21 protein-coding genes and 1 riboswitch are annotated in these 26,885 nt (G+C 73.1%); of the genes, 14 read left to right on the forward strand and 7 right to left on the reverse strand.

Annotation, left to right across the window (positions count from 1 at the left end):
• Window positions 1–98: 98 nt before the first annotated feature.
• Window positions 99–329, reverse strand: a complete 231-nt coding sequence (locus LJ221_RS00465) for a hypothetical protein (RefSeq protein WP_241712645.1) — start codon at window positions 327–329, stop codon at window positions 99–101.
• A gap of 471 nt (window positions 330–800) precedes the next feature.
• Here LJ221_RS00465 and LJ221_RS00470 point away from each other — a divergent pair, with 471 nt between their 5' ends.
• Entirely contained in the window at window positions 801–2,903 is a 2,103-nt protein-coding gene (locus LJ221_RS00470; protein ID WP_241712741.1) for a type IIA DNA topoisomerase subunit B, read from the forward strand.
• A gap of 168 nt (window positions 2,904–3,071) precedes the next feature.
• A complete protein-coding gene (locus tag LJ221_RS00475) occupies window positions 3,072–3,521 on the forward strand; it encodes a DUF485 domain-containing protein (RefSeq protein WP_241712647.1) in 450 nt (149 codons plus the stop codon).
• A gap of 26 nt (window positions 3,522–3,547) precedes the next feature.
• On the opposite strand, the gene LJ221_RS00480 is transcribed toward LJ221_RS00475, so the two are convergent.
• Window positions 3,548–4,459, reverse strand: a complete 912-nt coding sequence (locus LJ221_RS00480) for a sucrase ferredoxin (protein ID WP_241712649.1) — start codon at window positions 4,457–4,459, stop codon at window positions 3,548–3,550.
• Window positions 4,460–4,685: 226 nt separating this feature from the next.
• On the opposite strand from LJ221_RS00480, the gene LJ221_RS00490 reads away from it, so the two are divergent.
• Window positions 4,686–5,741: a GTP-binding protein gene (locus LJ221_RS00490; protein WP_241712651.1), complete on the forward strand. Its 1,056-nt coding sequence runs from the start codon at window positions 4,686–4,688 to the stop codon at window positions 5,739–5,741.
• 67 nt (window positions 5,742–5,808) lie between these two features.
• Here LJ221_RS00490 and LJ221_RS00495 read toward each other — a convergent pair whose 3' ends face one another.
• Window positions 5,809–8,256, reverse strand: a complete 2,448-nt coding sequence (locus LJ221_RS00495) for a DNA topoisomerase (ATP-hydrolyzing) subunit A (RefSeq protein WP_241712654.1) — start codon at window positions 8,254–8,256, stop codon at window positions 5,809–5,811.
• Between the two features lie 210 nt (window positions 8,257–8,466).
• Between LJ221_RS00495 and LJ221_RS00500 the strand changes: the two genes are divergently transcribed.
• The 4 genes from LJ221_RS00500 to LJ221_RS00515 all read left to right on the forward strand — a co-directional run bounded on the left by LJ221_RS00500 (window position 8,467) and on the right by LJ221_RS00515 (window position 13,571).
• Entirely contained in the window at window positions 8,467–9,861 is a 1,395-nt protein-coding gene (locus LJ221_RS00500) for a pitrilysin family protein (RefSeq protein ID WP_241712656.1), read from the forward strand.
• Between the two features lie 23 nt (window positions 9,862–9,884).
• Window positions 9,885–11,261 (forward strand): pitrilysin family protein, encoded by a 1,377-nt coding sequence (locus LJ221_RS00505; protein WP_241712744.1) that lies wholly within the window; start codon window positions 9,885–9,887, stop codon window positions 11,259–11,261.
• Window positions 11,262–11,612: 351 nt separating this feature from the next.
• A riboswitch (cyclic di-AMP (ydaO/yuaA leader) is annotated at window positions 11,613–11,787 on the forward strand.
• Between the two features lie 117 nt (window positions 11,788–11,904).
• Entirely contained in the window at window positions 11,905–12,663 is a 759-nt protein-coding gene (locus LJ221_RS00510) for a M23 family metallopeptidase (protein ID WP_374228338.1), read from the forward strand.
• A gap of 203 nt (window positions 12,664–12,866) precedes the next feature.
• A complete protein-coding gene (locus LJ221_RS00515; protein ID WP_241712658.1) occupies window positions 12,867–13,571 on the forward strand; it encodes a GntR family transcriptional regulator in 705 nt (234 codons plus the stop codon).
• Window positions 13,572–13,781: 210 nt separating this feature from the next.
• Here LJ221_RS00515 and LJ221_RS00520 read toward each other — a convergent pair whose 3' ends face one another.
• A complete protein-coding gene (locus LJ221_RS00520; RefSeq protein WP_241712659.1) occupies window positions 13,782–14,063 on the reverse strand; it encodes an HPr family phosphocarrier protein in 282 nt (93 codons plus the stop codon).
• Window positions 14,064–14,210: 147 nt separating this feature from the next.
• Here LJ221_RS00520 and LJ221_RS00525 point away from each other — a divergent pair, with 147 nt between their 5' ends.
• The 4 genes from LJ221_RS00525 to LJ221_RS00540 all read left to right on the forward strand — a co-directional run bounded on the left by LJ221_RS00525 (window position 14,211) and on the right by LJ221_RS00540 (window position 19,645).
• Window positions 14,211–17,030, forward strand: a complete 2,820-nt coding sequence (locus LJ221_RS00525; RefSeq protein ID WP_241712660.1) for a bifunctional GNAT family N-acetyltransferase/acetate--CoA ligase family protein — start codon at window positions 14,211–14,213, stop codon at window positions 17,028–17,030.
• A 29-nt stretch (window positions 17,031–17,059) separates the two neighbouring features.
• Complete coding sequence (locus tag LJ221_RS00530) at window positions 17,060–17,653, forward strand: DUF5998 family protein (RefSeq protein WP_241712661.1); 594 nt, start codon at window positions 17,060–17,062, stop codon at window positions 17,651–17,653.
• Entirely contained in the window at window positions 17,653–18,852 is a 1,200-nt protein-coding gene (locus LJ221_RS00535) for an alkaline phosphatase family protein (RefSeq protein WP_241712662.1), read from the forward strand. Before LJ221_RS00530 ends, LJ221_RS00535 begins: the two co-directional genes overlap by 1 nt.
• Before the next feature lie 106 nt (window positions 18,853–18,958).
• Entirely contained in the window at window positions 18,959–19,645 is a 687-nt protein-coding gene (locus tag LJ221_RS00540; protein WP_241712663.1) for a thymidine kinase, read from the forward strand.
• A 33-nt stretch (window positions 19,646–19,678) separates the two neighbouring features.
• Here the strand turns inward: LJ221_RS00540 and LJ221_RS00545 are convergent, their stop codons facing one another.
• On the reverse strand, window positions 19,679–20,500 hold the full coding sequence (locus LJ221_RS00545; protein ID WP_241712664.1) for a VOC family protein: 822 nt from the start codon (window positions 20,498–20,500) through the stop codon (window positions 19,679–19,681).
• Between the two features lie 258 nt (window positions 20,501–20,758).
• Between LJ221_RS00545 and LJ221_RS00550 the strand changes: the two genes are divergently transcribed.
• On the forward strand, window positions 20,759–21,610 hold the full coding sequence (locus LJ221_RS00550; RefSeq protein ID WP_241712666.1) for a sulfurtransferase: 852 nt from the start codon (window positions 20,759–20,761) through the stop codon (window positions 21,608–21,610).
• A 59-nt stretch (window positions 21,611–21,669) separates the two neighbouring features.
• On the opposite strand, the gene sepH is transcribed toward LJ221_RS00550, so the two are convergent.
• Both sepH and LJ221_RS00560 read right to left on the reverse strand, forming a co-directional pair.
• Complete coding sequence (sepH, locus tag LJ221_RS00555) at window positions 21,670–22,731, reverse strand: septation protein SepH (RefSeq protein WP_374228334.1); 1,062 nt, start codon at window positions 22,729–22,731, stop codon at window positions 21,670–21,672.
• Window positions 22,732–23,185: 454 nt separating this feature from the next.
• Window positions 23,186–24,529 carry a D-arabinono-1,4-lactone oxidase gene (locus LJ221_RS00560; protein WP_241712670.1) on the reverse strand — a complete coding sequence of 448 codons (1,344 nt, stop codon included), beginning with the start codon at window positions 24,527–24,529 and terminating at the stop codon, window positions 23,186–23,188.
• Window positions 24,530–24,672: 143 nt separating this feature from the next.
• Between LJ221_RS00560 and LJ221_RS00565 the strand changes: the two genes are divergently transcribed.
• Entirely contained in the window at window positions 24,673–25,785 is a 1,113-nt protein-coding gene (locus tag LJ221_RS00565) for a ferrochelatase (RefSeq protein WP_241712671.1), read from the forward strand.
• A 163-nt stretch (window positions 25,786–25,948) separates the two neighbouring features.
• The gene (locus LJ221_RS00570) at window positions 25,949–26,749 is read left to right on the forward strand and encodes an inositol monophosphatase family protein (protein ID WP_241712745.1); all 801 of its coding nucleotides are present in this window, start codon (window positions 25,949–25,951) and stop codon (window positions 26,747–26,749) included.
• Window positions 26,750–26,885: the final 136 nt, after the last annotated feature.

Genomic DNA, 26,885 nt, shown 5'->3' on the forward strand with positions numbered 1-26,885 from the left:
ACGGGCGGTCGCCCCGTGAGGGGCGCCCGCCCGTGGCGTCCGGCCCTGGGCCGGTCCGAGCTCGTCGGATGGGGACGCGTTTGCCGCCGCTCAGCAGGTCAGTGCTCGCCGTCACCCGCCGTCGAGGGGGTGGCGTTGAGCCGCTCGGTCTCGTCCTGTATCTCCGCAGCGATCTTCTTGAGTTCCGGCTCGAACTTGCGGCCGTGGTGGGCGCAGAACAGCAGCTCTCCACCGCTGACGAGCACAACACGCAGGTATGCCTGGGCACCGCAGCGGTCGCAGCGGTCAGCGGCCGTCAGCGGGCTCGCGGGGGTCAGAACAGTAGTCACGTCGCCTCTTCTCTAGCTCGACGAGCTGTCGTACCAGGGTCAACATCCAACCAGGCCGAAAACGTTCCCGCTCGTGGCTTTTCCTCGAAAATCTCTGTGTGAGGTGGCTGACATGTTGCCGGTTGGCGGCGAATGAGCCGATTACAGAGATGTGTTGATCTTTGCCGTCTTCGTGTTGTGTGTTCGGTTGTCTCCTCCGGCGCCGGCCTCGCCGGTGTCGTTCCAGAGGACGTGCCCGGAGCCTAGATGGTTCATGCCCGGAAGGGAACGTGATGTACACGTCACCCGAGCGAATTATCGAACGCTTGGACGATGCTGGTTTAGCATGGGCCTTCTCCTGGGTGGCTTCACCTGGGCTCTCCATGGCCTCGGTACCCTCTGACCCGCAAGACAGCCATCCCCAGCGAAATTCAGCGAGGAGCGAACCGCGTGACCGCCGAGACTCCCCTGGCCTCCGGCAGGGGAAACCCCATGCCGTCCACCGCCCTGCTCACGGGCGCGGACCGTGACGGTTCCAACTACACCGCGCGGCACCTGCTCGTCCTCGAAGGGCTGGAGGCGGTGCGCAAGCGGCCCGGCATGTACATCGGCTCCACCGACAGTCGCGGCCTGATGCACTGCCTCTGGGAGATCATCGACAACTCGGTCGACGAGGCGCTCGGAGGTCACTGCGACCACATCGAGGTCGTCCTCCGGGAGGACGGTTCCGTCGAGGTGCAGGACAACGGCCGCGGCATCCCCGTCGATATCGAGCCCAAGACGGGACTGTCGGGCGTCGAGGTCGTGATGACCAAGCTGCACGCCGGCGGAAAGTTCGGCGGCGGCTCCTACGCGGCCTCCGGCGGCCTGCACGGCGTCGGCGCGTCCGTTGTCAACGCCCTGTCCGCCCGCCTCGACGTCGAGGTCGACCGCGACGGTCGCACGCACGCGGTCAGCTTCCGGCGCGGTGTTCCGGGCATCTTCACCGAGTCCGGTCCGGACGCCCCCTTCGACCCCACGAGCGGCCTGCGCAAGGACAGGAAGATCCCCAAGGCCAGTACCGGCACCCGGGTGCGGTACTGGGCCGACCGGCAGATCTTCCTCAAGGACGCCAGGCTCTCCCTGGACAACCTGCACGCCCGCGCACGCCAGACGGCCTTCCTGGTGCCCGGTCTGACGATCGTCGTCCGCGACGAGCGCGGGCTCGACGGCGCGCCGCCCGCGAAGGAGGTCTTCCACTACGACGGCGGCATCAGTGAGTTCTGCGAGTACCTCGCACCGGACCGGCCGCTGTGCGACGTGCTGCGCCTGACGGGCCAGGGCACCTTCAAGGAGACCGTCCCCGTCCTGGACGAGCGCGGCCATATGATCCCCACCGAGGTCACCCGCGAGCTCGGCGTTGACATCGCGCTGCGCTGGGGGACCGGCTACGACACCACGGTCAGGTCGTTCGTCAACATCATCGCCACCCCCAAGGGCGGCACCCACGTCGCCGGCTTCGAGCGCGCGGTCGCCCGCACGGTGAACGAGGTGCTGCGCTCCACCAAGCTGCTGCGCGTCGCCGAGGACGATGTCGTCAAGGACGACGCCCTGGAAGGCATGACGGCGGTGGTCACCGTGCGGCTGGCCGAGCCGCAGTTCGAGGGCCAGACCAAGGAGGTGCTGGGCACCTCGGCCGCCTCCCGGATCGTCGCCCAGGTGGTCTCCAGGGAGCTCAAGGCGTTCTTGACCTCCACCAAGCGCGACGACAGGCAGCAGGCCCGCTCGGTGCTGGAGAAGGCCGTGGCCGCGGCCCGCACCCGTATCGCCGCCCGCCAGCACAAGGAGGCCCAGCGCCGCAAGACCGCACTGGAGTCCTCCGCCCTGCCGGCCAAGCTCGCCGACTGCCGCAGCGACGACGTCGAGCGCAGCGAGCTGTTCATCGTCGAGGGCGACTCCGCACTGGGCACCGCCAAGCTCGCCCGGAACTCCGAGTTCCAGGCACTGCTGCCGATCCGCGGCAAGATCCTCAACGTCCAGAAGTCGTCCGTCTCCGACATGCTGAAGAACGCCGAGTGCGGTGCGATCATCCAGGTCATAGGGGCGGGATCCGGCCGGACGTTCGACATCGACCAGGCCCGTTACGGCAAGGTCATCTTCCTGGCCGACGCCGATGTCGACGGCGCGCACATCCGCTGTCTGCTGCTGACCCTCTTCCAGCGCTACATGCGGCCGATGGTCGAGCAGGGCAGGGTCTTCTCGGCGGTGCCGCCGCTGCACCGGATCGAGTTGATCAATCCCCGGCGGGGCCGGGCGAAGTACATCTACACCTACTCCGACAACGAGCTGCGCCAGACCCTGCTGGAGCTGCAGGGCAAGGGGATCCGCTTCAAGGACTCCATCCAGCGATACAAGGGCCTGGGCGAGATGGACGCCGACCAGCTCGCGGAGACCACGATGGATCCGCGTCACCGCACTCTGCGCCGCATCAACATCAGCGATCTGGAGGCCGCGGAGAAGACCTTCGACCTGCTGATGGGCAACGAGGTCGCGCCGCGCAAGGAGTTCATCACCACCTCCGCCGCCACGCTCGACCGGTCCAGGATCGACGTCTGATCCGAGCCGCTCCGGGGCAGGCCTCGTACCGCCTTCGCCGCGCCCGCCCCCGGCCTGCCCGGGGGCGGGCGCGGTTCTTTTGGTGCCGGACGGATGAACCCTCCCCCGGAAGGGTGAAAAGTCCGGAACGCCCCTCCATCGGGCCCGGGACCCTGCCCATTCTGGGGCATGCGGATCGACGACCCCTGGTACGACCCCCTCGCCTCCGGCTGGGAGAAGGATCGCGGAGCCACCGCGGCGCCCTTCCCCCGGCCGCCCGGCCCCGGTACGGTGCCGGCTTCCGCCGCTCGTGCCCGCGGGACCGCCTGCCGGGGAACGCGCCGCCGTCTCCTGCTGTCTGCCGTGGCCGCCCTCCTCGTCTGTCATCTGGCCTATCTGGTCGCGGTCACCGCCGCGCCCGCGGTGGTGGCCCGGACACCGGGCGGCCCCGTCACGGTGGATACGGCCGCCGGGCTCGCGCAGCTCACCGCTGTCTGTCTGCTGGCCCGGGCGTACGCCCGGCACACGCGACCGCACCGCAACGGGCACGGGGCGGCCCGCGGGCCCGGCGGATGCGGCCGCGATCCGTGCCGCGCGGCGGGCGCGGAGGTCCCGGGGAGGGCGGGCCGGACCCGGTGACCGGAGCACGTCCCGGCCCCGGGGTATCAGAGCGGAGTCACGCCCACGGCCGTCACGCGGGGCTGTACGGCGGGGGTGGCGCCGCAGCTCGCGATCACGGGTGGGACCTCGGTGTCCTCGGTGACCGTCACGCGCCAGGAGCGGCCGTCGGTGTGGGCCACCGTGACGTTCCACCGCGGGGCGGCCCCCGCGGTCCCGGTGACCGCCAGGGCGTCCGCGCGCGCCTCGCCCGTCAGCTCGCGGACCGCCAGATCGGCGGCCTGGCCCGGCCGCCCCCAGGCGGAACGGCCCCGGCATCCGTCGGTGACGATCCGGCCGCGCCGCAACCCGTCCAGCACGCCCTTGACGGCGTGGCCTCCCAGCCTGCCGTACGCGTAGCCGTACGGCAGTGCCAGCAGGGTGGGGGCGAAGCGGTGGCCGCCGATGTGGGTGGCCTCCCACACCTCGCAGGCGCCGGAGGCCGCCAGCTCCTCGGCCAGCGGGCGGCCCAGTACGGCGCAGCAGCGGTCGCGCCTGCCGTTGGTGCACACCAGAGCCAGGGGATCGCCGCGGTACGGCTCCCACAGCCCGCCGTGGTCGCCCGCGCCGAGCCGGGCCATGGCCTCAGCGCCGAGGCCGCGCAGCTCGTCCGGGCCGGTGAGCAGAGCGGTGCGCACCCAGGACCGGCCGGGGAGGGTGTGGGCGAGATAGACACGGCGGAGCGTGGGCCCGTGGCGGTCCGGGTGACGGCCGGGGCGGCGGATCAGCGCGACCCGCACGCCGGTGCCGTCGGCGGCCCGCTCCAGCGCGCGGCCGAGTACCGGATCGAGGCGGCTGCCGGTGAGGGCCCTGGCCCCCCACGGGCCGGGCTGTTCGACCAGCAGCCACGTCGGGGCGGTCGCGGCGGTGGCTGCCGGCGGTTCGGCCAGAACTCGGGAGGCGGTCGAACAGGTGCTCACACAGGGGAGCCTAACCGCTCCCGTCCGGGGATTCCCGCCGGCGGACGGTGGCCGGCCCCGCCCGGCCCCGCCCGGCCCCGCCCGGCCCCGGCCGGTGCCGGGCGGTCCTGGGCAGGCGCGGCCTGGCATGCCCGCACACATGGGCGGGGTCGGGGACGGGGAGGTCGTCGGCTAGCATCGGCAGCCGTTCCGGTACGGCCGCCACCCGCACGATGGAGGCACGAGCTTGGTCAGGAAGCGGATCCCGGTCGTCGTCCTCGCCGGCTTCCTCGGATCGGGGAAGACCACCCTCCTCAACCATCTCCTCGCCCACAGCGGCGGCACCCGCATCGGTGTGATCGTCAACGACTTCGGCAGCATCGAGATCGACGCCATGTCGGTGGCCGGACAGGTCGACTCGATGATCTCCCTGGGCAACGGCTGTCTGTGCTGCGCCGTCGACACCAGTGACCTGGACACCATGCTGGAGCGCCTCGCACGGCCCTCGGCCCGTATCGACGTCATCGTGGTGGAGGCCAGCGGCCTCGCGGAGCCGGAGACCCTGATTCGCATGATCCTCTCCAGCGACGAGGAGAACATCGTCTACGGCGGGCTGGTGGAGGTTGTCGACGCCGCGGAGTTCGAGGGCACCCGGGCCAGGCATCCGGAGCTCGAACGGCATGTGGCGATGGCCGATCTGGTGGTGCTCAACAAGGCGGACCGGGCCGGGGAGGAGGAGCTGTCCGCCCTGACCGGAGAGCTGCGGAGGATGGGCCGGGGCGTGCCCGTCGTACGCGCCCTGCACGGACGTGTCGACCCGGAACTGCTCTTCGATCCGCGTCCCCGCGACGACGGGACACAGGGCATGCGGCAGCTCTCCTTCGAGGACGTGTGGGCCGAGATGCGCGAAGCCGGGCACGGATGCGGCGAGGGGCACGACGAGCACCTCCACGCCGCCTACCAGAGCGTGGAGTTCACCACCGGCGGGCCGGTGGACCCGCGTCGGCTCATGGATTTCCTGGACGACAGGTCCGAAGGCCTGTACCGGATCAAGGGGTTCGTCCACTTCGGTGTGCCCGGTCACCGGGAGAAGTACGGGCTGCACGCGGTCGGCCGCTTCCTGCGCTTCAACCCCGGGCCGTGGGGGAGCGGCGAGCCGCGCCTGACGCGGCTCGTGCTGATCGGCTCCGGCATCGACGCCGAAGCGGTGCGCGGGGAGCTGGCCTCCTGTGTGGCCGTCGGCTCGCCCGAGGAGGCCGGCCCCGACAGCATGTGGGGCGTCCTGCGCTACGTACGGCCCTGAGCACGCCGCCCCGCGGGGCGGCGGCCCGGCCCGTACCGCGGGGCCCGGGACGCCGCACCCGAACACGTCACACCGGTCCGGCGACCACCGAGACGGGCTTGGCCAGCGGGGTGCCCGAGCCGTCGCGGCGCGGGTCCGGCTCCGGCAGGTCCACCGGCGAGCCCTTGGCGTCCGCCGCGCGAGCGGGGACGGCTCCGGCCCAGGCGAAGGCCAGATGGTCCTCACCCTTGAGGAAGCGCTGGCAGCGTACCCCGCCCGTGGCCCGGCCCTTGCGCGGATACTGGTCGAACGGCGTCAGTTTGGCCGTCTCCACCCCGTCGGCCGGCGTGCCGTGCGAGCCCGCGACCGTGAAGACCACCGCGTCGGCGGCCGGGTCGACGGCGGTGAAGGAGATCACCTTCGCCCCCTGACCCAGCTTGACGCCCGCGACGCCGCCGGCCGGCCGCCCCTGCGGCCTGACCTGCCCGGCGGGGAAGCGCAGCAGCTGAGCCTCGTCGGTGATGAAGACCAGGTCCTCCTCGCCGGTACGCAGCTCCACCGCGCCGACGATCCGGTCACCCTCCTTGAGGGTGATGACCTCCAGTTCCCCCTTGTTGGACGGGTAGTCGGGCACCACCCGTTTGACCACGCCCTGCTCCGTGCCCAGCGCCAGCCCCGGTGAGGACTCGTCCAGGGTGGTGAGGCACGCCAGCTCCTCGCCCTCCTTCAGGGAGAGGAACTCCGTGAACCGGGCGCCGCCCGCCAGGTTCGGCGCGGAGTTCTCCGGAAGCTGCGGCAGGTCGATGACCGAGATCCGCAGCAGGCGTCCCGCGGAGGTCACAGCCCCCACTTCGCCCCGGGCCGTCGCGGGAACGGCCGATACCACCACGTCGTGCTTGCGGCGTGTGGCGGAGGAGTCGAGGACCGGCTCCCCGCCCGCGGTGCGGGCCAGCAGACCGGTGGAGGACAGCAGCACCCGGCACGGGTCGTCCGCCACCTGGAGCGGCACGGCCGCCGCCGGAGTGTCCGCCGAGGACAGCAGCTCGGTGCGGCGCGGAGTGCCGTACTTCCTGGCGACCGCGGACAGCTCCGAGGAGACCAGCTTGCGCAGCTCCGCGTCGGACTCCAGGATGCGGGTCAGCTCCTCGATCTCGGCGTTCAGCCGGTCGCGCTCGGAGTCCAGCTCGACGCGGTCGAATTTCGTCAGCCTGCGCAGCGGGGTGTCGAGGATGTACTGCGTCTGCACCTCGGACAGGCCGAACCGGTCGATCAGCGACTCCTTGGCCTGCGCGGCGTTCTCGCTGGAGCGGATGATCCGGATGACCTCGTCGATGTCGACCAGTGCCACCAGCAGGCCCTCGACCAGGTGCAGCCGGTCGCGCCGCTTGCCGCGCCGGAACTCGCTGCGCCGCCGCACCACGGTGAAGCGGTGGTCGACGTAGACCTCCAGCAGCTCCTTCAGGCCCAGCGTCAGCGGCTGGCCGTCGACCAGGGCCACGTTGTTGATGCCGAAGGACTCCTCCATCGGCGTCAGCTTGTAGAGCTGCTCCAGCACGGCCTCGGGGTTGAAGCCGTTCTTGATCTCGATGACCAGCCGCAGCCCGTGCTCGCGGTCGGTGAGATCCTTGACGTCGGCGATGCCCTGGACCTTCTTGCCGTTGACCAGGTCCTTGATCTTGGAGATGACCTTCTCCGGGCCGACGTTGAAGGGCAGCTCGGTGACGACCAGGCCCTTGCGCCGCGCGGTCACGTCCTCCACGGAGACCGTGGCGCGGATCTTGAAGGTGCCGCGCCCCTTGGCGTAGGCGTCCTTGATGCCCTGCAGCCCGACGATCCGGCCACCGGTGGGCAGGTCCGGGCCCGGCACGAAACGCATCAGCGTCTCCAGGTCCGCGCCCGGGTGCTTGATCAGGTGCCGGGCGGCGGCGATCACCTCGCCCAGGTTGTGCGGGGGCATGTTGGTGGCCATCCCGACCGCGATGCCGGAGGCGCCGTTGACCAGCAGGTTCGGATAGGCCGAGGGCAGTACGGCAGGCTCGGACTCGCTGCCGTCGTAGTTGGGCGTGAAGTCGACGGTGTCCTCGTCGATCGACTCGACCATCAGCCCGGCCGCCGGGGCGGAGCGGCACTCGGTGTACCGCATGGCGGCGGGCGGGTCGTCGTTGCCCAGCGAGCCGAAGTTGCCGTGCCCGTCCACCAGCGGCAGCCGCATGGAGAAGGACTGGGCCAGACGCACCAGTGCGTCGTAGATGGGGCTGTCGCCGTGCGGGTGGAGTTTGCCCATCACCTCGCCGACCACGCGCGCGCACTTGACGTATCCGCGCTCCGGCCGCAGCCCCATCTCGTGCATCTGGTAGAGAATCCGCCGGTGGACCGGCTTGAGCCCGTCGCGTGCGTCGGGCAGGGCGCGCGAGTAGATGACCGAGTAGGCGTACTCCAGGAAGGAGCCCTGCATCTCGTCGACGACGTCGATGTCGAGGACACGCTCCTCGAACTCTCCCCCGGGTGGCGGGGTCTTCGTGCTGCGGCGGGCCATCGCGGCTGCGACTCCTTCTTGCGTACTGCGGACTGTGTCCCGTGCGGGGCAGGGACGGACGGGCACCATTGTGGACCTCGGCACCGACGGTCCGGCCCCCGCCCCGAACCGTACGGGAACTTCGCGCTTTGTCCGGCCGCTTGCATACAGTGACCACACACGCGTTGTCAGGACGCGGTCCGCGATCGCGATCGAAGGGACTCTCTGCCCATGGCTCACACGGCCTCCCCTCCGCCCACCGCCGGCGGCCTGACGGCGACCGAGCACCGGCTGGCCAACGGCCTGCGCGTGGTGCTCTCCGAGGACCACCAGACCCCGGTCGCCGCGGTCTGCCTCTGGTACGACGTCGGATCGCGCCACGAGGTCGCCGGGCGCACGGGTCTGGCGCACCTCTTCGAGCACCTGATGTTCCAGGGATCGGCACAGGTGAAGGGGAACGGTCATTTCGAACTGGTGCAGGGGGCGGGCGGCTCGCTCAACGGCACCACCAGCTTCGAGCGCACCAACTACTTCGAGACGATGCCCGCCCACCAGCTGGAGCTGGCGCTGTGGCTGGAGGCCGACCGCATGGGGTCGCTGCTGGCCGCCCTGGACGAGGAGTCCATGGAGAACCAGCGCGACGTGGTGAAGAACGAGCGCCGCCAGCGGTACGACAACGTGCCCTACGGCACGGCGTTCGAGAGGCTGACGGCGATGGTCTACCCGGAGGGCCATCCCTACCACCACACCCCGATCGGCTCCATGGCGGATCTGGACGCCGCCTCGCTGGAGGACGCGCGGGACTTCTTCCGCACCTACTACGCGCCGAACAACGCCGTGCTGGCGGTCGTCGGCGACATCGACCCGGAGCGCACCCTCGCCTGGGCCGAGATGTACTTCGGCTCCATCCCCTCCCACGAGGGCAAGCGTCCGCCGCGCGACGGCTCTCTGCCGGAGGTCATCGGCGAGGAGGTCAAGCAGGTCCTCCACGAGGAGGTGCCGTCCCGGGCGATGATGGCCGCCTACCGGCTGCCGCACGACGGTACCCGCGAGGCGGACGCCGCCGACCTGGCGCTGACGGTGCTCGGCGGCGGCGAGTCCTCCCGCCTGCAGACCCGTCTGGTCCGCCGCGACCGCACCGCCGTCACCGCCGGCTTCGGCATGCTGCGACTGGCGGGGGCGCCCTCGATGGGGTGGCTGGACGTGAAGGCCTCCGGCGACGCAGAGATCGCCGACATCGAGCGGGCGGTCGACGAGGAGCTGGCCCGCTTCGCCGAGGAGGGGCCGACCCCGGCGGAGATGGAGCGCGCCCAGGCGCTGCTGGAGCGCGAGTGGCTGGACCGGCTGGCCACGGTCGGCGGCCGTGCCGATGAGCTGTGCCGCTACGCGGTGCTGTTCGGCGACCCCCAGCTCGCCCTGACGGCGGTGGAGCGCGTGCTCCAGGTCACCGCCGACGAGGTGCGCGAGGTGGCCGCGGCCCGGCTGCGCCCCGACAACCGCGCGGTACTGATCTACGAACCCACCCAGGCGACCGCCCCCGACACCGCGGCCGATGTCTCCGAGGGCGCCACCGTCTCCGGGACCGGTACCGCCGCCGACACCCACGACCAGGAGGCCGCCCAGTGAGCGACGCCACGGCCCAGAACGGAATGTCGATGGAGTTCCACCCCCAGCCCCGTGGCGGCGAGCCCAGGCCGTGGGCGTTCCCCGCCCCCGAGCGCGGCGAGCTGCCCAACGGGCTGACCGTGCTGCGCTGCCACCGCCCCGGTCAGAAGGTCGTGGCCGTCGAGGTCAACCTCGTCGCGCCGCTGGAGGCCGAGCCCCGTGACCGGGAGGGCGTGGCCGGGATCATGGCCCGGGCGCTGAGCGAGGGCACCGACCGGCACAGCGCCGAGGAGTTCGCCGCGGAGCTGGAGCGGTGCGGCGCCACCCTGGACGCGCACGCCGACCACCCCGGCGTACGGGTCTCCCTGGAGGTCCCGGCCTCCCGCCTGACCAGGGCGCTGGGCCTGCTCGCCGACGCGCTGCGCGCCCCCGCCTTCCCCGAGGGCGAGGTCGAGAGGCTGGTGCGCAATCGCCTGGACGAGATCCCGCACGAGCTGGCCAACCCCGCCCGCCGGGCGGCCATCGCGCTGTCGAAGGAGCTGTTCCCGGCCGACTCCCGGCTCTCGCGCCCCCGCCAGGGAGCCGAGGAGACCATCAGAAACATCGACGCCGAGGCGGTGCGCGCCTTCTACGCGGAGCATGTGAGGCCCTCGACGGCCACGGCCGTGGTGGTGGGCGATTTCACCGGAGTGGACCTGGACAAGGCGCTGACCGAGACCCTCGGCGGCTGGAAGGGCGCGGTCGCCGGGCCCCGACCGGTCCCGCCGATCACCGCGGACGACACCGGCCGGGTGATCGTCGTGGACCGGCCCGGAGCGGTGCAGACCCAGCTGCTCATCGGCCGGATCGGCCCCGACCGGCACGACCGGGTCTGGCCCGCCCAGGTGCTCGGTACGTACTGCCTGGGCGGCACGCTCACCTCCCGCCTGGACCGGGTACTGCGTGAGGAGAAGGGCTACACCTACGGCGTACGGGCCTTCGCCCAGGTGCTGCGCTCCTCTCCCGAGGGCACCGGCGCCTCGATGCTGGCGGTCAACGGCTCGGTGGCCACCGATGTGACGGGTCCCGCACTGGAGGATCTGTGGCGCGTGCTGCGCACCCTGGCGGAGGAGGGTCTCACCGACGCCGAGCGTGACACGGCCGTGCAGAACCTGGTGGGGGTGGCCCCGCTGCGCTACGAGACGTCGGCGGCCGTGGCCGGCACCCTCGCCGACCAGGTGGAGCAGCACCTTCCCGACGACTACCAGGCGAAGCTGTACGCCCGCCTCGCCGGGACCGGCACGGTGGAGGCGACGTCGGCGGCCGTGGCGGCCTTCCCCGCGGACCGTCTGGTGACGGTGCTGGTGGGAGACGCGTCACAGATCGCCGACACGGTGCGTGACCTGGGTATCGGGAAGGTGACGGTCGTCACGGACCAGTGACTCCCGGCCGCCCTGCGGCGGCCAGGGCCGTGCCGGCCAGGGTTCACCCCGCTCGCCGCCCTGGCCGAAAGCCCGGGCAGGACGACTGCACGCGGCTTCCGGCCGCCTGGCGATGGCACGCACCCGGGGGAGCCTCGCCACCGGGCAAACCCTGGCCGACGCGGCACTGGCAACGGAAGGCCCTTGGTGGGGTTGCCCCACCAAGGGCCTTCCGTATGTCCGGTTTTAGGTCGTTCCGGTGGGCGCTTCATGTGGCATGACCTACAGAAGGCGTTTTTTGCTTGCTCGCTCAATTCTGTCCGTTTAGCGTCGATCTCGCTGGCCGTCAGAAGCGACCGCGACCGCGGCCGACGGCAGCGATCGCCGAGTCCCCCGAACGGGGGAGCCGGGGACCCACCCTCCCGCCCCTCACGCGCGGGAGCGGTCCTCTTCCGAGGCACCTGGGGTGAATCGGGCCGTACGCCCGTAGGAGACCTTCCTGCTCCGAACCCGACAGCTAACCCGGTAGGCGAGAAGGAAGGAAAGGAGCACGCCACCCATGGCGTTCACCCGTGCCGCCGCGCAGCTCGCCGAGAAGCTGACCGGAAAGCTCACCGGGCTCACCGAGAGCCTCACCGAGAAGCACCACCTCTCCAGCCGCTCCATGCGCACCCGCGTGGGTCTGGCCGGAGCCGCCGCCCTGACCGTCACCGGCGTGGTCGGCGCCGCCGCCACTCCCGCGATCGCCGCTCCGGACGAGGGCTCGGGGGCCTACGCCCTGGGCTTCGTCCAGGCCATGGCCGTCGGTGACACGATCGCCGACGACGTCAAGGCCCAGGCCCAGGCCCAGCAGCGTGTCGCCGACGCTGCCGAGAAGGCCGCCGAGAAGCGCGAGGCCGCCGCCGCGAAGGCCGCGGAGGAGAAGGCCGCCGAGAAGCGCGAGGCCGCCGCCGCGAAGGCCGCCGAGAAGCGCGCGAACGAGCGTGCCGACCGCTCCGCCGAGCGCCGTTCGGCCAGCGGCTACGTCGACCCGGTCGCGGGAGTGGACACCACCACCACCTACAAGCAGGCCGGCGCCTCATGGTCCTCCGGCAAGCACAGCGGCATCGACTTCCCCGCCGCAACCGGCACCCCGGTGCGGTCCGTCGGTCCGGGGACCGTGGTGACGGTCGGCTGGGGCGGCGCGTACGGCAACCAGGTCGTCATTCGCCACGACGACGGCAAGTACACCCAGTACGCCCACCTGTCCGCCACGAAGGTCTCGGCAGGCCAGAAGGTCGGTGGCGGCCAGCGGATCGGCGCGGTCGGCTCCACCGGCAACAGCACCGGCCCGCACCTGCACTTCGAGGCCCGCGACGGCGCCTACTACGGCTCGGACTTCAACCCGATCACCTACCTGGCCGGCAAGGGCGTCGACGTCTGAGACGTCTGACCGACCCCGCTCCGCGGGGCGGGGTCGGTCAGACACGCCGATTACGCGCCGACATCCGCCGCGCGACCCGCGAGGTCGCGCGGCGGATGTTTTCACGCCTGTTTCCCGGTGGGCATCGGAAAAAGCGTGGCGGTGGAATACAGTTCGACTCTGCGGTACTTCTGGAAAATGGAGACGGCGGCGGAGGTCGGCCCATGCGCATTTCCGCGCACATGGTGTGCAGCGCGGTCCGTGACGACATCGTCTCCGGGGTTTTCCCGCCCGGGTCCCGGCTCGCCGAGGAGCTTCTCGCCAGGCGCTACGGCGTCTCGCGCGTCCCGGTGCGCGAGGCTCTGCGGACGCTGGAGGCGGAGGGCTTTGTCACCTCCCGCCGCCACGCGGGAGCCTGCGTCGCCCGGCCCACCGAGCAGGAGGCCGCCGACCTGCTCGACATCCGGGCCCTGCTGGAGCCGCTGGGCGCCGCGCGGGCCGCCCGGCGGCGCACCGAGGCGCAGCTGAGGGTCCTGCGCGGACTGGTCCGCCTGGGCCTGCAGCACGCGGAGAGCGGCAGGCTGGCCGATCTGAGGCCTCTGGAGGACTGGTACCACGAGACGCTGGCCCGGGCGTCGGGCAGTCCCAGTCTGGCCTCGCTGCTCACACAGCTGCGCCGCAAGATCACCTGGGTGTACGCCGTGGAACCGCCGTTGCGCGCGGTCACCGTGTGGCGTGAGCGCGGCGCCGTCGTGGACGCCGTCGCGCGCGGCGACGCGGAACGGGCGCGCGCCCTGGCGAGCGAGCACGTGGAGCGCTCCGTAGCGGTGCGCCGCGAGCAGCGGCCGCTGGCCGCGCGTGAAGACCGCCGGAAAGTACCGGTGAGGAGCACGAAACACGCCGTAAACACATCGTGTGACAATTTGTAACAGGAATTGTGTACACAGAGCGGGAATACGCGGAGAATACGCGGGGAACGCCTGCCCGGAATGCTCCGGTTCCGGTTGAGGAAAAGGCTGTGGGCGCCCGCTCCACAGCCTTTCCGGCGGTCGCCCGCCGGTGGTTTCCGTCGCGTTCTCGTGCCGGGTCCGTGTCCAGTGCCGCACGCGGGCCCGGCCGGCCCCTCCGGGCCGGGTGGCTCAGACGGCTCCGGGCAGCTCGTCCAGCCCCTCGGAGACCAGCTTCGCCAGCCGGTCCAGAGCGGCGTCGGCGCCATCGGCGCCGGAGGCCAGCACGATCTCCTGGCCGCCCTCCACTCCCAGTCCCAGCACCGAGAGCACCGAGGCGGCGTTGACCGGTTCGCCGCCCGGTCCGGCCACGGTGACAGGGACGCCCGAGGAGGCCGCGGCGCGGACGAAGACCGCGGCGGGGCGGGCGTGCAGGCCCTCGGGCCAGCCGACGGTGACACGGCGCTCTGCCATGGTGTTGCCCTTCGAGGTCGAAACGGGTCGGATCGGCGGGCCCGGGGCTCAGCCCGGCCCGGCCCGGCCCAGCTTCGCACAGACGGACGCCCGGGAAAGGGAGCCGACGCCTCCGCGATCCAGGGGCCGGTGACTAGGCTGAGCCCCATGCGGACGCCGAGCGAGCCTGCCTACCCCGCCCACTGGGAAGCCGACGTGGTGCTGCGCGACGGCGGCACGGCCCGGGTCCGCCCCATCACGGCCGAGGACGCCGAGCGCCTGGTCAGGTTCTACGAGCAGGTCTCCGACCAGTCGAAGTACTACCGCTTCTTCGCCCCCTACCCCCGTCTCTCCGACCGGGACGTGCGCCGCTTCACCCACCATGACTACGTCGACCGGGTCGGCCTGGCCGCCATCGTCGGCGGCGAGTTCATCGCCACCGTCCGATACGACCGCATAGACGCCACCGGCCGTCCCGCCTCCCCGCCCGCGGACGAGGCCGAGGTCGCCTTCCTCGTCCGCGACGACCATCAGGGCCGCGGGGTCGGCTCCGCCCTGCTGGAGCACATCGCCGCCTGCGCCCGTGAGCGCGGGGTGCGCCGCTTCGTCGCCGAGGTGCTGCCCGCCAACACGAAGATGGTCAAGGTCTTCACGGACGCCGGCTACTCCCAGAAGCGCAGCTTCGAGGACGGCACGGTCCACCTCACCTTCGGCATCACACCGACCGAGCAGTCCCTGGCGGTCATGCGGGCCCGCGAGCAGCGGGCCGAGGGCCGTTCCGTGCAGCGGCTGCTCTCCCCCGGCGTGGTCGCCGTCATCGGCGCCAGCCGCAGCCCGGGCGGGGCCGGGCGCACGGTCCTGGAGAGCCTGCGCGCGGCCGGCTTCACCGGCCGAGTCCACGCCGTCAACCGCGCGCTGGAGGAGGGACGTGCCGAGATCGACTCGGTGCCCGCCCACCGCTCGGTGCGCGACATCCCCGAGCCCGTTGACCTCGCCGTCGTCGCCGTCCCCGCCCGGGAGGTGCCCGGAGTGGTCGACGAGTGCGGGAGGCGGGGCGTGCAGGGGCTGGTGGTCCTCTCCGCCGACTTCGGCCGCGACGCGCAGCGCGAACTGGTGCGGCGGGCCCGCTCGTACGGGATGCGGATCATCGGGCCCAACGCCCTCGGACTGATCAACACCGCCCCGGACGTCCGGCTCAACGCCACCCTCTCGCCCGAGACGCCCGAACGCGGCCGCGTCGGACTGTTCACCCAGTCCGGGGCCATCGGCATCGCCGTGCTCGCCGGGCTGCACCGCCGCGGCCGGGGGGTCGGCGGCGTCTCCACCTTCGTCTCGGCCGGCAACCGCGCCGACGTCTCCGGCAACGACGTGCTCCAGTACTGGGACGACGACACCGATACCGATGTCGTCCTGATGTACCTGGAGTCCTTCGGCAACCCCAGGAAGTTCAACCGCCTGGCCCGGCGCACCGCCGCCCGCAAGCCGATCGTCGTGGTCAAGGGCGCCCGCCACAACGCCAGCGCCCCGCCGCCCGGCCACGCCGTCCCGGCCGGCCGCACCCCCGACGCCACGGTCTCCTCGCTGCTGCGGCAGGCCGGGGTCATCCGCGTCGACACCGTCACCGAACTCGTCGACGCCGGTGTGCTGCTGGCCACCCAGCCGCTGCCCGCCGGCCCGCGGGTGGGCATCCTGGGCAACGCCGAGTCGCTGTGCCTGCTCACCTACGACACCTGCCTGGCCCGGGGTCTGCGCCCGCAGCCCGTCACCGACCTGACCACCGAGGCCACCCCCGGGGACTTCGGACGGACCCTGGCGGCCGCCCTCGCCGATCCGGCCACCGACGCCGTCGTGGTCACCGCCATCCCCTGGGTGGACGGCAGCCACGGTGCGGGGGACGCGGCCCTGCTGGCCGAGTCGCTGGCCCGGGCGCTGCGCGAGTCGGCAGGCACCGCGGACGCCGGTGGGGACGACGCCGGTGGGGACGGTGATGGGGACGGCTCCCCGGACACCGCGGGAGCCGCGAACGCCCCGGCCAAGCCGGTGGTCGTGGTCCATCTGGCCATCGAGGGCCTGGACGCCGCCCTCGCCGAACACCGCCTGCCCGCCTACCCCGCCCCCGAGCGCGCCGTGGGCGCCCTGTCGGAGGCGGTCCGCTACGCGCAGTGGCGGCGGGAGTCGGCCGAACCCGGCAGGGTGCCCGAGTACGACGACATCGACGAGGCGGCCGCCGCCGCCCTGCTGACCCGGGTACGCGAACCGGACCGCGGCACACTCCGCAGCACCCCCCTGAGCGGTGAGGAGACGGCCGGACTGCTGGGGCACTACGGCGTGTCGGTGCAGCCCGTCCTGCCCGCGCCCGCCGCCCGCGCCGCCCGCGTCGCCGCGAAGAGGCTGGGCTACCCCGTGGCCCTGAAGACCACCGCCCCCCACCTGCGCCACCGCCCCGACCTGGGGGGCGTACGGCTGGACATCGGCAGCGAGGCCGGACTGCGGCGCGCCTACGCCAGGATGACCGAGCAACTGGGCGAGCCCGCCGAGCTGCGGCCCGTCATCCAGGCCATGGCGCCCCGCGGCGTGGACACCGTGGTGAAGGCCACCGTCGACCCCGCCATCGGCGCGGTGCTCTCCTTCGGGCTGGCCGGTCCGCCCTCGGAACTGCTGGGCGATGTCGCCCACCGGCTCGTCCCCGTCACCGACCGGGACGCGGCCGAGCTGGTCCGTTCCATCCGCTCCGCGCCCGTGCTGTTCGGCTGGCGCGGCGCCCAGCCGGTGGACACCGGCGCCCTGGAGGAGCTGCTGCTGCGCGTCTCCCGGCTGGTCGAGGACCATCCCGAGGTCGTCTCCGTCGACCTGGAGCCGGTGGTCGTCGCCGCCCGCGGGCTGACCGTCCTGGACGCGGCCGTCCGCGTCGCCGAACCGCCCGCGCCCTCCGGCACGGCCCACCCCGCCTGGGCCGACCTCGGCCCCCGACGCCTGCCCGCGTACTGACCTGCCCCGGTCCCCGTAGGATGGGCCGCATGGCGAAGACCGGTACGACGACCCAGGGGCTGCGCACGGCCATCGAGCGCAGCGGCTACTACCCGGCTCTCGTGGCCGAGGCGGTCGAGACCGCCGTGGGCGGCGAGCCCGTCTCCTCGTACGTGGTCCATCAGGAGACGACCTTCGACTCCAACGAGGTCCGCCGCCACGTCACGGTGCTGGTGCTCACCGACACCCGGTTCATCGTCAGCCACACCGACGAGCAGCCCGCCGACGGCACCTCCCCCTCGCCGTACGCCACCACCTCCACCGAGTCGGTGAAGCTGGAGCGGATCTCCTCGGTCGTCCTCAGCCGCGTCGTCGCCAACCCCGAGTCGTACACCCCCGGCACCCTGCCGCGCGAGGTCGTCCTCACCATCGGCTGGGGCGCCGTCTCCCGCCTCGACATGGAGCCCGCCAACTGCGGCGACCCCAACTGCGAGGCCGACCACGGCTACACCGGCTCTCTGACCGCCGACGACCTCTCGCTGCGGGTCAGCGAGGCCGGCGACGGACCGGACACCGTCCGCCAGGCGCTCGCCTTCGCGCAGGCGCTGTCCGAGGCCACCGCGGCGACCGCCGGCGCCCGCTGATGGTCCAGTCCCTCCCGCACGACCCGGCCGCCCACGACCCGGCCCCCCTGAACCCGCGCACCGCGCCCGTGCCGCGCTACGGCGGCGCCTCGCTGGCCGACCTGCTGCCCGCCGTCGCCGCCGGACAGGGCGTGCCCGGACTGTCCTCGGGCCTGGAGCTGGAGCCTGCCGACCGCGTGTGCGTCTTCCTGGTGGACGGCATGGGCTGGGAACTGCTGGCCGCCCACCCCGACGAGGCCCCCTTCCTGGCCTCCCTGCTGAGCACTTCCCGCGGCGGCGCCGGACAGCCCCTCACCGCGGGCTTCCCCTCCACCACCGCCACCTCGCTCGCCTCCGTGGGCACCGGCCTGGTGCCCGGCGCCCACGGACTGCCCGGCTACGCCGTGCTCGACCCGGACACCGGGGAGTTGATGAACCAACTGCGCTGGCAGCCGTGGACCGACCCGTACCGGTGGCAGCCGTACCCCACCGTCTTCCAGCTCGCCGACGCCGCCGGCGTCACCACCTGCCAGGTCACCGCCCCGCACTTCGAGCACACCCCGCTCACGAAGATCGCCCTGTCGGGAGGTTCCTTCCTGGGCCGGCTGTCGGCCGAGGACCGCATGGACCTCGCCGCCGAGCGGCTGGGCTCGGCCGGCCGCACGCTGGTCTACACGTACTACGCCGAACTCGACGGCAGCGGCCACCGCCACGGCGTGGACTCCGACGACTGGCGCGGCCGGCTGATGTACGTCGACCGCCTCGCCCAGCGCCTGGCCGAGCAGCTCCCGCCGCGCTCCGCGCTCTACATCACCGCCGACCACGGCATGGTGGACGTCCCGAAGGACCCGGATGCCCGCTACGACTTCGACCACGACTGGGAGCTGCGCGCGGGCGTCGCACGGCTGGGGGGCGAGGGCCGGGCCCGCCATCTGTACGCCGTGCCCGGCGCGGCCGGCGACGTCCACGCCGTCTGGCGCGAGGTCCTGGCGGACCGGGCGTGGGTGGCCACCCGGGACGAGGCGATCGAGCTGGGCTGGTTCGGTCCGGAGGTCGACGACCGGGTGCGCGGCCGGATCGGCGACGTGGTGGCCGCGATGAGCGACACGGCCGCCGTCGTCGCCACCGAGACCGAGCCCAACGAGTCCGAACTGATCGGCATGCACGGCTCGATGACACCCGCCGAGCAGCTGGTCCCCCTGCTGGAGGTCCGCACATAGCCCGGCGCCGCCAGGTCCGCCGGATCCGCCCACGGCCGCGCGCGCCGGTTCGCCGCGCGCACTGCCCGCACCACCCACGCCGACCGCCGAAAGGTTCCGCCTCCCCATGCCCGAACTGGTCTTCTTCGCCGGAACGATGGATTGCGGGAAGAGCACCCTCGCACTCCAGATCCAGCACAACCGCTCGGCGCGGGGACTGTCAGGGATGATCTTCACCCGTGACGACCGGGCGGGGGAGGGGCGGCTCTCCTCACGGCTGGGCCTGGTCACCGAGGCCGTCGAGGCCGGTGACGGCTTCGACTTCCACGCCCACCTGGTCAAGCACCTGACGGCGGGCGGGCGCACGGACTACGTGATCGCGGACGAGGCGCAGTTCCTCGCCCCCGGCCAGATCGACCAGCTTGCCTGCGTCGTCGACGACCTGGGCATCGACGTCTTCGCCTTCGGCATCACCACGGACTTCCGCACCAGGCTCTTCCCGGGCTCGCAGCGGCTGATCGAGCTGGCCGACCGGATCGAGTCCCTCCAGGTCGAGGCGTTGTGCTGGTGCGGCGCCCGCGCCACCCACAACGCCCGCACGGTCGGCGGCCGGATGGTCGTCGAGGGCGCCCAGATCGTCGTCGGGGATGTCGCCGGCGCGCGGAGCGCCGCCGGGGAGGACATCGGCTACGAGGTGCTGTGCCGCCGCCACTACCGGCGCCGACTCACCGCCGCCGTGTCCCGGGCGGGGGCGCTGTCCCCGGACGTACTGCCCGTGGACGGTGCGGACGCCCCCGCCCCGCACCGCGGCTGAGCCCTCCTCACGGGAGGTCCGCCGAAGGGGGCTTCACGAACCCCGGCAGCCCGTGTGGATCAGCGCGAAGGGCGCGCCCTCACGGTCGGCGACCCGCGCCGTCCGCCCGTACGGGGCGTCGTGCGGCGGGAGCAGGACGCGCCCGCCCAGTTCGGCCGCCCGGCGCGCCGCCGCGTCGGTGTCGGCCACCTCGACGTACATCAGCCAGTGCGAGCCGCGGTCGTGCGGGAGTCCGTCCCCGACGCCGCGGACGCCGCCGATGATCCGGCCGTGCGCCGTCAGGGTCAGGCGGTCCGGTTCCGCGTCCGCACCGCCGGTGCCGTCCGCGCCCGGACGCTCCCCGGCGGGCTCGCTCTCCAGGCCGAACACCGTCTGGTAGAACTTCTCGACCGCCGACGCCCGGTGAGTGACCAGCTCGTTCCACACCACCGTGCCCGGACCGCCGCCCATGCGGGCTCCGGGCCGCGTGTCCGTCTGCCGTATCCCGAAGGACGCCCCGGCCGGGTCCGCCGCGATCGCCACGCGCATCGTCCCCTCCATGTCCAGCGGCCCCACCCCGACCGTCCCACCGCACAGCCGCACCAGCTCCGCCGCCTTGTCGGCGTCGTCGGCGGACAGGTAGGGAAGCCAGGCGGGCAGGCACTGTCTGCCCCGCGGCATCTGACCGATGCACGCGACCTCGCGCCCGTCGAGCAGCGCGCGGAAGTGCGAACCGGCCGACCCCGGCCCCGGGCCCTGCCGGTACTCCCAGCCGAGCAACTCGTGGTAGAACTCCTGGCTCGCCGCCGGGTCGTGGGCCAGCAGACTCAGCCAGGAGGGGGTGCCCGGAGCGTGTCGTGCCGCTGCCTCGGTCATCTGTTCACTTCTCTCCTCGGGACCGTCGTCGATGCGGTCGTCCGGTGATCTTCCGTGTACTGTCGGTTCCCATGGTCTCATCCGGCATCCGTACCCCGTGCGGGTCCGGCCCGCCCGCCGAGGGGCGAGGCGGTCCTCCGGAGGAGAGCGGCGGGCGTACCGCCCCCGGTCTCCCGCTCCCGGTCCGCAGCCCGACACGGACGGGCCGGGCCGGACGGCGGTGAGGACATACGGGAACGGCCGCGCGAGGATACGGCCATGGCAGTCATCGTCTCTCCTACCCAACTCGCGCGCGAACTCACCGGATCGCCTTCCTCGCCGCCTACCCCGCCCACGCTGCTCGATGTCCGCTGGGAGCTGACCGGCCCCTCCCGGCGCCCGGACTACGAGGCGGCGCACCTGCCCGGAGCCGTGTACATCGACATGGACACCGAGCTGGCCGGCCCGGTGGAGGAGGGGACGGGCCGTCACCCGCTCCCGGATCCGGAGGCGTTCGGAGCGGCCATGCGCCGTGCCGGGGTCCGCCGGGGACACCCCGTGGTGGTCTACGACGGCGGTATGGGCTGGGCGGCGGCTCGTGCCTGGTGGCTGCTGCGCTGGGCCGGGCACGAGGACGTACGGGTGCTGGACGGCGGCCTCGCGGCCTGGGAGGGCCCCCTGACCGGGGAGGTGCCGCAGCCGCCCGAGGGCGACTTCGTCCCCCGGCCGGGCTCGCTTCCCGTGCTCGACGCCGAGGGTGCGGCGGCCCTGGCCCGCACCGGGGTGCTGCTCGACGCCCGTGCGGGCGAGCGCTACCGCGGCGAGGTCGAGCCGATCGACCGCGTCGCCGGGCACATCCCGGGCGCCGTGTCGGCCCCGACCACCGGGAACGTTTCCCGGGAAGTCCCCTACGCCTTCCGGCCCGCAGCCGAACTGGCCGCCCGCTTCGCCGGGCTGGGCATCGACGCGGACACCGAGGTCGGCGTCTACTGCGGTTCGGGGGTCTCCGCGGCCCACGAGATCCTGGCACTGGCGATCGCGGGCATCGACGCCGTGCTGTACCCGGGCTCCTGGTCGCAGTGGTCCGCCGACCCCTCCCGCCCGGTGGCCACGGGCCCAGGACCGGGCTGAGGACCGGGGCGTCGCACACGCCCGGGGCGGCGGGGCGGCCGGGGCCCGCCGCCCCGGGCCTATTCCTGCTTCTTGCGGCGCGTGCCGAAGACGATCTCGTCCCAGCTGGGGACCGCGGCGCGGCGCCCCGGGCGGACGCCGTCCGCCTCGGCCTGGCGGTCGGTGTTGCCCGTGAGCCGGTCGCGGTGACCCGCCACCGAGCGCGGCATGAGCACATCGGCGTAGGCCGCCCCGGCGCTCGCCGCGGGAGCGGGTGGCTCCACCGCCTCCGGCTCCTCGGCCTCGTCCTCCGGCACGCTGTCGGGCGAGGGGGACTGCTCCGGTACCACCAGGTCGCCGCGGAAGCTGGGCACTGCCTCCAGCAGGCTGGTCAGCGAGTCACGCTCGCCGCCCCCGTCCTGGCCCGCGGCCTCCGGCAGCTCGGAGTCGGGGGCGTCGGAGCGCTCCGCCCGGTCGAAGCGGTCGCGCGGCAGCCGCGCGATGCGCGGCACGAACGGGAAGCTCGGCTCGGGAGTGTCGTCGCTCTCGCCGATCAGCGCCCGCGCCTCGTCGTCCACGGCCTGCACCAGCCGTCGCGGCGGGTCGTACGTCCAGCTCGCCGAGTGCGGCTCGCCGGCCACCCGGTAGACGAGCAGCACCTCCCAGGTGCCGTCGTCCCGGCGCCAGGAGTCCCACTGCGCCGTGTCCCTGTCGGCGCCGCGCAGCATCAGTCGCTCGGCCACGGCCTCGCCGAGTTGCGGGCCGGTGCTCTCGCCGGGGCGGCGCACCGGCGTCTTGCGGGCCCGCTCGGCCATGAACGCGCGCTCGGCGAGCACCGGTCCCTCGAACCGCCGTACGCGGTCCACGGGGATGCCGGCGAGCTGGGCGACCTCCTCGGCGGTGGCTCCGGCCCGTATGCGGGCCTGGATGTCGCGGGGGCGCAGATGGCTCTCGACCTCGATCTCGATCTGGCCGAGCCTGGCACGGTCGTTGCGGACGGCGGCCCGCAGCCGCTCATCGATCGGGAGTGTGTACTCCGTGTTGTCGGCAGCCTTGAGCACCAGCCGTGTGCCGTCGTTGCTGACGGCCACGACACGCAGTTCGGGCATGGGAACCTCCCGGGTGGTGCCTGCCGACGTCACGTGCGTCGCTGCTCCCGCTAGACGAGTGTGGCGTGCCCGGGCGCAGCCTGCCACAACCTTGCCGACCTGCCCGGCGTGTCGGGCCCGCGCCCTGATCCGTCACTATGGCACGGTTGCCTGGTGAACACGGAGAGTGACCTGGGTGGTGACTGCCCGTGGTACCGGCTGACCGGGGCCAGGGTCAGGGCTCGCCACACTACTCCATTGGTGCAACGCCGTTGGGTCGGCACGCCGCCCAAGTTCTCACAGCACCGGGAGGTTGAACACCACGCCGGTCGTAAAAAGACGGCATCGAAAGTGTCGATCTTCACGGAATCCGCCGAAACGGAACCATCACCTTGGCCGGAAACCGCCCCGCGGGGGCGGAGAGGAGGATACGCGCGATCCGGCCCGGAGGGGGACGGACGGGGCGGCGGGCTGACGGCGGACCGACGGCGGTGGGGCGGCGCCCGGCTCAGTCGCCCAGCACCCGCCGCAGGTGGTCGTTGCCGAACACCCGGTCCGGGTCGAGGCGGTCGCGCAGTGCGGTGAACTCGGTGAAGCGCGGGTAGACCTCGGCCAGGTAACCGGCGTCGCGGCTGTGCAGCTTCCCCCAGTGGGGACGGCCGCCGTGCGCGACCATGATCTGCTCGGCGGCCGTGAAGTACCGCTCGTGCGGGGTGCCCCGGTACACGTGCGTCGCGATGTAGGCGGTGTCGCGGCCCGCGGCCGTGGACAGCGCGATGTCGTCGGCGGGCGCGACGCGCACCTCGACGGGGAAGTTCACCCGCAGCCCCGACCGGTCGACCGCCGCACGCAGTTCGCGCAGCGCCTCCACCGCGGCCGCCCGTGGCAGGGCGTACTCCATCTCCACGAAGCGCACCCGGCGCGGCGAGGTGAACACCTTGTAGGGGATGTCGGTGTAGGCGCGGGCTGACGGGGCGCGGCCGGCGATCCACGCGATGCCGGGGACGGCGGCGGGAAAGGCACGGCCCACCGAGCAGGCGGCCCGGAAGACGCCGTTGGAGAGGAACTCGTCCTCCAGCCAGCCGCCCAGGCGCGGCAGCGGGTCGGCCGGACCGTCGCTGCGGTTGTTGCGCTTGGTGACGCAGCGGTCGGTGTGCGGGAACCAGTAGAACTCGAAGTGCTCGTTGCCGCGCACCAGGTGGTCGAAGTCCTCCAGCACCGCGTCCAGGCGCATGGGCTCCTCGCGCGCGGTCAGCAGGAACAGCGGCTCCACGGCGAAGGTGATCTCGGTGATCACCCCCAGCGCGCCCAGACCGATGCGGGCCGCCGCGAAGACGTCCCGGTTCTCGCCGGTCCCGCCCCCCGAGCACCGCAGGACCGACCCGTCGGCCAGGACCATCTCCAGCGCGCGGATCTGGGCGGCGAGCGAACCGGAGTCGCGTCCTGTGCCGTGGGTGCCGGTGCCGACCGCGCCGGAGACGGTCTGCTCCATGATGTCGCCCATGTTGGTCAGGGACAGCCCCTCGGCCGCCAGCTCCTCGTTGAGCTGCTTCAGCGGCGTCCCGGCGGCCACCGTCACCGTCCCTGCCCGGCGGTCGATCCGGCGGACGCCGGTGAGGCGGTCGGGGCGTATCAGCACCCCCTCGGTGGCGGCCACGGGCGTGAACGAGTGCCCGGTGCCGGCGGCCTTGACCGTCAGGCCGTCCTCGGCGGCGCGGCGCACCACCTCGGCGAGCGCCTCGGTCGTGGAGGGCGCCGAGGTCCGCAGCGGACGGGCGGTGGCGTTGCCCGCCCAGTTGCGCCAGGTCGGCGGTGCGGGCCGCCTCGTACGCCGTGCTGTGTGCGTGGTCATCGCTGACGGCCCTCCCCAGGGCTGGCGTACCGCGCGGACGGTGGACCCCGCCGGCCGGAGGGGGATCATACTCATGCAGGCCGTTTCCGGACCCACCGCGGGTCCGGGCCGTGGGTCCCGCGGCCGGATGGCAGGATCGAGACATGCCCGACGCAACTGACGCCCGTCCTTACGACGCCCTGCTGCTGCTGTCCTTCGGAGGACCGGAGGGTCCCGACGACGTGGTGCCGTTCCTGGAGAACGTCACCCGCGGAAGGGGGATCCCGCGGGAGAGGCTGGAGGAGGTCGGGCAGCACTACTACCTGTTCGGCGGCGTCAGTCCGATCAACGCCCAGAACCGCGAACTGCTCGCCGCCCTGCGCGAGGACTTCGCCGCGAAAGGACTGGACCTGCCCGTCTACTGGGGCAACCGGAACTGGGCGCCGTACCTGGCCGACACCCTGCGCGAGATGGTCCTTGACGGCCACCGCCGGATCCTGGTGCTGGCCACCAGCGCGTACGCCTCGTACTCCGGCTGCCGCCAGTACCGGGAGAACCTCGCCGAGGCCCTGGCCGCCCTGGAGGCCGAGGGGCTCCCGGTGCCGCGGGTGGACAAGCTGCGGCACTACTTCAACCACCCCGGCTTCGTCCGCCCTGTGACCGACGGGGTGCTCAACGCCCTCGCGGAGCTGCCCGGGGACGTCCGGGCGGGGGCGCACCTGGTCTTCACCACCCACTCCATCCCACTCTCCCAGTCCGAGACCTCCGGGCCGGACGGCGGCGCCTACGTCGCTCAGCACCTGGACGTGGCGCGGGTGATCGCCGGCGCGGTGCGCGAGGAGACCGGGGTGGACAGGCCCTGGGAGCTGGTCTACCAGTCCCGCAGTGGCGCCCCCCACGTCCCCTGGCTGGAGCCGGATGTCTGCGACCACCTGGAGGCGCTGCACGAGCGGGGCGCGCCGGCCGCGGTGATGATCCCGGTCGGGTTCGTCTCGGACCACATGGAGGTCCTGTACGACCTCGACACCGAGGCGATGGCCAAGGCCGGGGAGCTGGGTCTGCCGGCGGCGCGGTCGGCCACCGTCGGCGCCGACCCGCGCTTCGCCGCGGCCGTGCGCGACCTGGTGACCGAGCGCGCCGCCGCCGAGCGCGGTGAGCACCCCGAGCGCTGCGCGCTGGGCGCGCTGGGGCCCAGCCATGACGTGTGCCCGGTGGGCTGCTGCCCGGCCCGTACGCCGAAGCCCGCCGCCGCGGGTGCCGACAGCCCGTATGCCTGACACCCGCCCGACGCCCCGACGCCCCACGCCGCAGAGGAGAACCGTGACCGACGCCGCAAGCCCCGCCGGGACCCCAGCCGACAACGCCGCCGACGGGGCTGCCGACAACCCGGTGGGAACCTCCGCCGGGACCGGAGCGGGGACCGGCCGTGCGACCGCCGCCGTGGCGGACCCGCTCAGGAGGGAACTCCTGGGCCTCGCGCTGGAGGCCGCCCGCCGGGCGGGCGCGCTGCTGAGCGAGGGCCGCCCCGCCGACCTGGGGGTGGCCGCGACCAAGAGCAGCCCCGTCGACGTCGTCACCGAGATGGACCTCGCCTCCGAGAAACTGATCACCGGTTTCCTGTCCGACCACCGCCCCGGGGACGGCTTTCTGGGGGAGGAGGGAGCCTCCGCGGAAGGCGACAGCGGGGTGCGCTGGGTGATCGACCCGATCGACGGCACGGTGAACTATCTCTACGGGCAGCCCGCCTGGGCCGTCTCGATCGCCGCCGAGCACCGGGGCGAGACGGTCGTCGGCGTGGTCCACGTCCCGCCGCGCGGCGAGACGTACCACGCGGTGCTGGGCGAGGGCGCCTGGCTGAACGGGGAGCGGGTGTGCTGCCGGCCCTCGCCGCCGCTGGAGCGGGCGCTGATCGGCACCGGTTTCAACTACGTCGCCGAGCGCCGCAGAGCCCAGGCCGAGGTGGCCCGCCGCCTGCTGCCGAAGGTCCGCGACATCCGCCGTTCCGGTTCGGCCGCCATCGACCTGTGCGACGTGGGCGGCGGGCGGCTGGACGGCTTCTACGAGCGGGGGCTGCACCCCTGGGACTTCGCGGCGGGCGATCTGGTCGCCCGCGAGGCGGGCGCCCTCACCGGCGGGCGGCCCGGCTCCCCGCCGACGGGCGAACTGACGGTGGCCGCCTCCCCTGAGGTCTTCGGCGCGCTCCAGCCGCTGCTGGAGGAACTGGGCGCCTGGCACGAGTGAACGGGTTCGGGCCCGGGCAGCAGGGATACCGGCCCTCCCCGCGCCGGGGGGGGGGGGGGGGGGGGGGGGGGGGGGGGGGGGGGGGGGGGGGGGGGGGGGGGGGGGGGGGGGGGGGGGGGGGGGGGGGGGGGGGGGC

This window comes from Streptomyces sp. CNQ085 (assembly GCF_022614595.1).
Classification (GTDB): Bacteria; Actinomycetota; Actinomycetes; order Streptomycetales; family Streptomycetaceae; genus Streptomyces.

What these genes read in the sequence shown, in the direction of transcription:
- LJ221_RS00470 (WP_241712741.1), top strand. Translation starts at nt 801, where the DNA reads ATGCCGTCCACCGCCCTGCTCACGGGCGCGGACCGTGACGGTTCCAAC.
- LJ221_RS00475 (WP_241712647.1), top strand. Translation starts at nt 3,072, where the DNA reads ATGCGGATCGACGACCCCTGGTACGACCCCCTCGCCTCCGGCTGGGAG.
- LJ221_RS00495 (WP_241712654.1), bottom strand. Translation starts at nt 8,256, where the DNA reads ATGGCCCGCCGCAGCACGAAGACCCCGCCACCCGGGGGAGAGTTCGAG.
- LJ221_RS00500 (WP_241712656.1), top strand. Translation starts at nt 8,467, where the DNA reads ATGGCTCACACGGCCTCCCCTCCGCCCACCGCCGGCGGCCTGACGGCG.
- LJ221_RS00505 (WP_241712744.1), top strand. Translation starts at nt 9,885, where the DNA reads ATGTCGATGGAGTTCCACCCCCAGCCCCGTGGCGGCGAGCCCAGGCCG.
- LJ221_RS00510 (WP_374228338.1), top strand. Translation starts at nt 11,905, where the DNA reads ATGCGCACCCGCGTGGGTCTGGCCGGAGCCGCCGCCCTGACCGTCACC.
- LJ221_RS00515 (WP_241712658.1), top strand. Translation starts at nt 12,867, where the DNA reads ATGCGCATTTCCGCGCACATGGTGTGCAGCGCGGTCCGTGACGACATC.
- LJ221_RS00520 (WP_241712659.1), bottom strand. Translation starts at nt 14,063, where the DNA reads ATGGCAGAGCGCCGTGTCACCGTCGGCTGGCCCGAGGGCCTGCACGCC.
- LJ221_RS00525 (WP_241712660.1), top strand. Translation starts at nt 14,211, where the DNA reads ATGCGGACGCCGAGCGAGCCTGCCTACCCCGCCCACTGGGAAGCCGAC.
- LJ221_RS00530 (WP_241712661.1), top strand. Translation starts at nt 17,060, where the DNA reads ATGGCGAAGACCGGTACGACGACCCAGGGGCTGCGCACGGCCATCGAG.
- LJ221_RS00535 (WP_241712662.1), top strand. Translation starts at nt 17,653, where the DNA reads ATGGTCCAGTCCCTCCCGCACGACCCGGCCGCCCACGACCCGGCCCCC.
- LJ221_RS00540 (WP_241712663.1), top strand. Translation starts at nt 18,959, where the DNA reads ATGCCCGAACTGGTCTTCTTCGCCGGAACGATGGATTGCGGGAAGAGC.
- LJ221_RS00545 (WP_241712664.1), bottom strand. Translation starts at nt 20,500, where the DNA reads ATGACCGAGGCAGCGGCACGACACGCTCCGGGCACCCCCTCCTGGCTG.
- LJ221_RS00550 (WP_241712666.1), top strand. Translation starts at nt 20,759, where the DNA reads ATGGCAGTCATCGTCTCTCCTACCCAACTCGCGCGCGAACTCACCGGA.
- LJ221_RS00560 (WP_241712670.1), bottom strand. Translation starts at nt 24,529, where the DNA reads ATGACCACGCACACAGCACGGCGTACGAGGCGGCCCGCACCGCCGACC.
- LJ221_RS00565 (WP_241712671.1), top strand. Translation starts at nt 24,673, where the DNA reads ATGCCCGACGCAACTGACGCCCGTCCTTACGACGCCCTGCTGCTGCTG.